7 protein-coding genes are annotated in these 6,179 nt (G+C 47.5%); 3 read left to right on the forward strand and 4 right to left on the reverse strand.

The window, feature by feature from the left end:
• The first annotated feature begins 40 nt into the window (after positions 1–40).
• Positions 41–802 (forward strand): biotin--[acetyl-CoA-carboxylase] ligase, encoded by a 762-nt coding sequence (locus ACOJTG_RS06665; RefSeq protein ID WP_420153091.1) that lies wholly within the window; start codon positions 41–43, stop codon positions 800–802.
• A 3-nt stretch (positions 803–805) separates the two neighbouring features.
• Here ACOJTG_RS06665 and ACOJTG_RS06670 read toward each other — a convergent pair whose 3' ends face one another.
• Positions 806–2,017 carry an FtsX-like permease family protein gene (locus ACOJTG_RS06670; protein ID WP_420153092.1) on the reverse strand — a complete coding sequence of 404 codons (1,212 nt, stop codon included), beginning with the start codon at positions 2,015–2,017 and terminating at the stop codon, positions 806–808.
• A gap of 80 nt (positions 2,018–2,097) precedes the next feature.
• Positions 2,098–2,475, reverse strand: a complete 378-nt coding sequence (gene rbfA, locus ACOJTG_RS06675; protein ID WP_420153093.1) for a 30S ribosome-binding factor RbfA — start codon at positions 2,473–2,475, stop codon at positions 2,098–2,100.
• Positions 2,476–2,767: 292 nt separating this feature from the next.
• Between rbfA and ACOJTG_RS06680 the strand changes: the two genes are divergently transcribed.
• Entirely contained in the window at positions 2,768–4,177 is a 1,410-nt protein-coding gene (locus ACOJTG_RS06680) for a DUF6427 family protein (protein WP_420153094.1), read from the forward strand.
• Positions 4,178–4,230: 53 nt separating this feature from the next.
• On the opposite strand, the gene rpiB is transcribed toward ACOJTG_RS06680, so the two are convergent.
• Positions 4,231–4,659, reverse strand: a complete 429-nt coding sequence (gene rpiB, locus ACOJTG_RS06685; RefSeq protein WP_094814607.1) for a ribose 5-phosphate isomerase B — start codon at positions 4,657–4,659, stop codon at positions 4,231–4,233.
• A gap of 233 nt (positions 4,660–4,892) precedes the next feature.
• Between rpiB and ACOJTG_RS06690 the strand changes: the two genes are divergently transcribed.
• Positions 4,893–5,615, forward strand: a complete 723-nt coding sequence (locus tag ACOJTG_RS06690) for a TIGR00730 family Rossman fold protein (RefSeq protein WP_104713873.1) — start codon at positions 4,893–4,895, stop codon at positions 5,613–5,615.
• Positions 5,616–5,671: 56 nt separating this feature from the next.
• On the opposite strand, the gene ACOJTG_RS06695 is transcribed toward ACOJTG_RS06690, so the two are convergent.
• Positions 5,672–6,179, reverse strand: a 508-nt coding sequence (locus ACOJTG_RS06695) for a ComEA family DNA-binding protein (protein WP_420153095.1), incomplete at its 5' end; no start/stop codon positions are given.

Genomic DNA, 6,179 nt, shown 5'->3' on the forward strand with positions numbered 1-6,179 from the left:
CGCTAGATTCGTAAATTTCCTCCCTTAAAACTAAAAATAATTGTACAAAACTTATCCGAAGACCGAATTTTTAGGTCAAAAAATTATATATCTGCCAAGTTGTCATTCTACCAATGACCTAGCCGCCGATTATTTACGCGAAGAAGCTCCCGAGGGCCTTCTCATTATTACGGATGAACAAACGGCAGGACGCGGACAACGCGGGAGTAGTTGGATCGCCAACGTAGGCGAAAACTTGACCTTTTCTTTTATTCTCAAGCCTACCTTTCTGCAGGCCCCGCAGCAGTTTCGGTTGAGTATTGCCGTAGCTCTGGGGGTACACGACTTTTTGGTCCACTTGCTGGGGGAAGGTGTACGCATAAAATGGCCCAACGATTTGTATTATAGAGATCAAAAACTGACGGGTATTCTGATCGAAAATTCCCTGATGGGAAGTACGTTGACCGGAGCTGTCGTAGGAATTGGTGTGAACATCAATCAACTGCAATTCAGTATGCCTACGGCCACGTCAGTCCGACAGATTACGGGTCGGGAATTTCACCTGGAAAAGCTTCTAAATCAGATTTGTATCACTTTGGAAACCCGCTATCTGCAATTGAAAAACGGGGGCTATCTACAGCAACGCCAGGAATATCTTGATCGTTTGTATCGGTACCAAACCTGGCACACCTATCAGAATACGACGGGTAACGTCTTTGCGGGTAAAATCAGCGGCATTGCCGACAACGGGCAGCTCGAGGTCGAGACGGAAAGCGGTATTCGGTATTTTGGCCTCAAGGAAATCATTTTTCTGCAGGATTAATTCCTAGAGTTCCTGCTTGGCGGCTTTCTGGGCGGGCATCCAGGAGGCCGCCAGTGTAATAATGATAATGGCGACAGTGACGCCAATCAGATCGAACATCTGCATCCGAACGGGATATGCATCGACCAGCGAGCCGACCAGCTCCATTTTTACCAGACCGTACTCCTGCTGTAACCAGCAAATGCCAATACCCGCCAGCAAGCCTACCAAAGCCCCACTGAAACCCACTAAAGCTCCTTCGGTCAGGAAAATTCGACGAATAAGTCCGGGCCAGGCTCCCAAAGCTAGTAAAGTAGCCACGTCAGATTTTTTCTCGATGGCCAGCATCGATAGAGAGAAATAGATATTGAAGGAAGCGATGGCTACAATGAGCGTCAGGGTTATGAAGACAAAAAGCTTTTCAATCTGGATGGCTCGAAACAAACTGGCGTGCTGCTCGTCGGGGTTTTGTACCTTAAACGTCGAACCCAAAGCCGTTTTCACCTGCTTCTGTACCGATTCGACGGCCATACCCGGTTGTAATTGTAATTCCAGAGCCGTACGTTTTCCGTCCGTTTCGAATAAATCTTCCGCAAAACGTAGTGGGACAAAGACGTACTGATCATCAAAGGTTTGCTCAATACTGAAAATTCCTCCCGGCTGAATGTTCGCCTGATTGAAGGCATCGAGGCCGGGAGCCGCTAGGTTAGCGTTTCTGCGAGGGTACCAGATTTCCAGCGGCGTTAGTGGATCTTCCGGTCTTAAACCCAGCATACGGGCCACGCCAATGCCGAGTACGGCAAAATTTTGCTGCTGTTGTTGAAGGATCAGACTGCCGGCGATACGGGCCGTATCCATTTCCGGATGCGACTGTAAATTATCGTCCATCGCCTTAATGGTTACTACTGTTCGCTGATCTCCGTACTGAACCAAGGCATTTTCTTCGTATACCTGCGTGATATGCTTGATACCCTGAATTTTCTTCAGCTCCGTCCAGAGTGAATCCGTTACCCGAAAATTTTTGCCACTGGCAGGTACAATCCGTAAGTCGGCATCAAAGGTTTTAAAAAGCTGCCGATTAAAATCTTCCAGGCCATTGAATACGGATAAAACCACCACCAACGCCATCGTACCAATGCATACGCCCAGCATAGAAATGATGGCAATAAGATTGATAAACGAGGTTTTCTTCTTGGTAAGAAAATAGCGGCGGGCAACGAGAAAGGCCAAATTCATGCCTGAACTTCAAAAGGGTAGGGAAGGAAATACAAAAAGATCCGGTTTCATCCACGGATAAAACCGGATCGGACCCGTGCTTATTTTTCTTCGGGCTCGTCAGTAGCGGGCGGAATGGTGATTCCCGCAAACAGGGCATCCATTTTAGCTGCGTACTCGGAGGTGTCATCCAGAAAGAACTGTAATTCAGGAATAATCCGTACCTGATTCCGGATTTTATTCGCCAGAATCTGCCGGATCTGCTTCGTTTTTTCCTGGATACTTTTCAGCAGTTGATCTTTGTCTTCGGTCAGCAGAAAACTCAGATACGCTCGGGCAACCCCTAAGTCAGGGCTTACTTTCACGTCCGTAACCGTAATGAAGGCATTGCCAAACTGATTTCGCATTTCCCGTTGAAAAATATCTCCCAGGTCTTTCTGTATTTGCCGGGCAAATTTTTGTTGTCGTTTCGATTCCATACCATTCGTCTAGGGAGAGGAAGGCCTCTCCGGGGTTAAACTCATCCCGAACCCCGCAAATATCCGAATTTTCCCCGTGAGTTTAAGAAGGATCGCAGAGGTTTCGGAATAGAGTGGTTAATTTTACCATAGAATTACTGAAGAAGGAAAGGTTGAAGGAGTGAATCGAATAGGAATCTATTCCATTTCCCCGGGCGAACTTTCTACGCTTAACCCTTTCTTCTAGGGTAGGATGAATTAAAGAATCAAGCCAACGGTCTGATTCATTTCGATATAAAAACGCTTTACAATCTTGCTTAGTTTTTTCCGGGTCAATGCGGCCTACCAGCTTTTCGTACTATTAGTAATCCTGTTTCTGGTCCGACTTCCGGTACTAATGGGAACAACCCCTCTGTTGATTCCTGAAATGCAATGGACGTTGCTGGGCGAACAACTCAGTAAGGGGCACGGTCTGTATGATGGCATTTGGGATAGCACGGCTCCCATGGCGGCGGCGGTATACGCGGGTCTGCACTGGATCTTCGGTCGCTCCGAAGTCATGTATCACTTTGTGGCCTACGCAATAGCCGCTTTTCAGATGATTTATTTCAATCTGATTATGAGCCGGCAAAGCGTCTTTTCGGACCGGAACTACGTACCCGGCTTTATCTATCTGGTGCTGATGAATCTGTCGTTTGATTACACGACGCTTTCGCCTGCTCTACTAGCAACGACCTTTTTGTTGCTAGCTCTGGGTACGTTGCTCAAACAACTTGACCGGGAAGGGATTCGGGATGAACTGCTGGAAGTCGGCTTTTACATTGGTATTGCCACGCTATTTTATCCACCTTGTATGGTGTTTATTCTCTGGGTGGTACTGGCCTTGCTGCTGTATAGTGGTGCGAGCTTTCGGCAGCACATCATGAATATCCTTGGATTTCTTTTCCCGCTGGTCATCGTGAACCTCTATTTTTATCTGGATGGTCGGTACGATGCCTTTACCCGGAATTTCCTCAGTATCATTTTCCAAATCCGCCAATACGATTTGAATGACTTTCAAACCCTGATTACAGTACTGGTTTTACCCGTACTACTGGCTGGATTGGGCTTTCTACAAATTCTCAAACACGGACGCTATACAAATTTTCAGTCACGAGTACAGCAGGTGATGGCCTTGTATTTAGGAGCCTGTCTGCTTTCGGTGGGGCTGATGGCGTATCTGGCTCCCATGCAGTTTGTCATTTTTACGCCCGGTCTGGCCTTTTTCAGTGTGTACTTCTTTGAAACCTATACCCGCCGCAGATGGATTCCCGAGATGATGTTTGTAATCTTTGTGGGGGGAGTCGGAATCCTGTTTTATTTGACCTTGCTGCCCGCCTTTTCCAATACGATTCTCAAACTGGAAAACCTGACCGTACAACCCGTACGCTTACCCAGTGAGATTAAAAACAAACGAATCCTGGTATTGGGTGATGGCATGGGCGAGTACCTCGAAAATTATCCGGCAACGGCTTATCTGAACTGGAACTTAGCCCGTTTCGATCTGGAGAATCTGAACAATTACAATAACGTCATCAATATCCTGCGAAACTTTGAGAAGGACCCACCGGAGTACCTGATTGATCGCCGGAATCTGGCTCCGACCCTTTTTAAACGCATTCCCGCTCTGGCTCGGCAGTACGAGCAAATCGACAAAGGCATTTACCGGAAGATACACGCTTAAAACGAAACAAGGCCCGACCCTGAAGTCGGGCCTTGTTGTATTATGGAACAATTTTAGCAACTGATCTTACCAACGCGAGTGGCGTGTCTTCCTGCTTCAAAAGGAGTATCCAGAAACGTTTGTACGCAGGTTTCCGCAATTTCATACGCAATGAAACGAGCGGGAATGCAAATGACATTTGCGTTGTTATGCTGACGGGAAAGTTCGGCTAATTCCCGGCCCCAGACCAAGGCTGCCCGAACGTCCTGATGTTTATTCGCCGTAATGCAAACGCCCTGACCACTGCCGCAACACAATACGCCAAAGTCCGCTTCCTGCGTCTCGACCGCTGAGGCTACGGGGTGAGCAAAGTCCGGATAATCGACGGAATCGAGGGAGTAGGTGCCAAAGTCCGTGACGTGATGCCCTTGCAGGGTAAGGTAATCGGCCAGGCGTTTTTTGTAATCAAATCCGGCGTGATCGGAGCCGATAGCAATTTTCATGCGTGTATTCGGAAGTTTAAGTAAAAACTGCAACATTACGGAGCGGAAAACAGTTATATCCTTCCCGTTTTACAAAAGTAGGGGCCTTCAATTAAAAGCCCTGCTCCGGCGGGAAAATGTTCAAGTAAACCACTTTTACGATGTCAGAAAATAACCAAGAAATAAAGCCTACGGGATTACCACCGGTACCCGGAAGCGATGAAAATATCCGACCCTTAACCGATGTTTCCTTAATGAATCCGGCGGTCATTGAAGACGAAGCTCGTATTCGGGAAGCCTTCGAAAACCGAGACTGGGCTGAAATCAAGAGTGCCGATTCATGGGTTGTATTTAAAGTAATGGCCGAGTTTGTGGAAGGGTTTGACCGAATGGCCAAAATCGGTCCCTGTGTCTCCATCTTCGGCTCGGCCCGTACCTTACCCGATCACCCCCACTACAAACTGGCCGAAGAAATTGCGGGAAAACTCGTGAAGCTCGGTTACGGCGTGATTACGGGGGGCGGTCCCGGTATTATGGAAGCCGGTAATAAGGGTGCGAAGGAAAATGGCGGTAAATCCGTTGGGTTAAATATCAAACTACCTTTTGAACAACAGCCAAACATTTACATTGACCACGATAAAAGTATCAATTTTGATTTCTTCTTCGTACGGAAAGTAATGTTTGTTAAATACGCTCAGGGCTTCATTGCTCTGCCTGGTGGCTTTGGCACGATGGATGAATTGTTTGAATCACTCACGCTCATTCAGACCCAGAAAATTGGCCGTTTCCCGATTGTACTGGTGGGTCGCGAATACTGGAGTGGGCTGATTGACTGGCTTCGGAATGTAATGGGGGAAGAAAACGGCTACATCAAGTTAAACGACCTCAATTTGTTTAGCGTAGTCGATACGGCGGATGAAGCCGTGGGAGTCATCGAGAAATTCTATTCCCGGTATATGCTGAAACCAAACTTCTAAGGTGAATCGGTCTGGTACTAGATCCTGTAACAGGATCTAGTACCAGACTGTAAAAATTAAAAAGCGAGGTACGGTTCTAGTTTCTTCAGCGTAGCTTCATCCAAGAGCTTTACGGCTTTCAAATCAGCGGCGGACTGAAAGGCACCGTGTTGCTGGCGATAGGCTAGAATGGCTTTGGCTACGTAGGGCTTCAGGTACGGGTGGCGGAACTGTTCCAGACTTACTTCATTGATTTTAATTTTCCGTACGGAACCCGGTCCCGTCAGTTGGCCGTGTTTCAGTAGTTCCTGTACTACGGTTGAATCAAGGCCCCAGATTTCCCGTAGTTGATTCTCGTTTACAAAACCACCCAGATTTTCCCGGAATTTAATGATGCGAAGGGCAAGCTTTGAGCCAATTCCGTAGACCTTCTTAAAATCCGTTGTATCCGCTTCGTTTAGGTGAAACGTAAACGTGGTACGCTCCGCTTTCGATGGCGTAGAACGAGTTTCAGTACTAGACTTAAGGCCAGGATTGGAGAAGGTAGGGGGCGTAGCGGGGAGACGAATGTAGGCTTCCAGTTGC

Source organism: Siphonobacter sp. (assembly GCF_048595215.1).
Lineage (GTDB): Bacteria > Bacteroidota > Bacteroidia > Cytophagales > Spirosomataceae > Siphonobacter.

What these genes read in the sequence shown, in the direction of transcription:
- ACOJTG_RS06670 (WP_420153092.1), bottom strand. Translation starts at nt 2,017, where the DNA reads ATGAATTTGGCCTTTCTCGTTGCCCGCCGCTATTTTCTTACCAAGAAG.
- rbfA (WP_420153093.1), bottom strand. Translation starts at nt 2,475, where the DNA reads ATGGAATCGAAACGACAACAAAAATTTGCCCGGCAAATACAGAAAGAC.
- rpiB (WP_094814607.1), bottom strand. Translation starts at nt 4,659, where the DNA reads ATGAAAATTGCTATCGGCTCCGATCACGCCGGATTTGATTACAAAAAA.
- ACOJTG_RS06690 (WP_104713873.1), top strand. Translation starts at nt 4,893, where the DNA reads ATGAATCCGGCGGTCATTGAAGACGAAGCTCGTATTCGGGAAGCCTTC.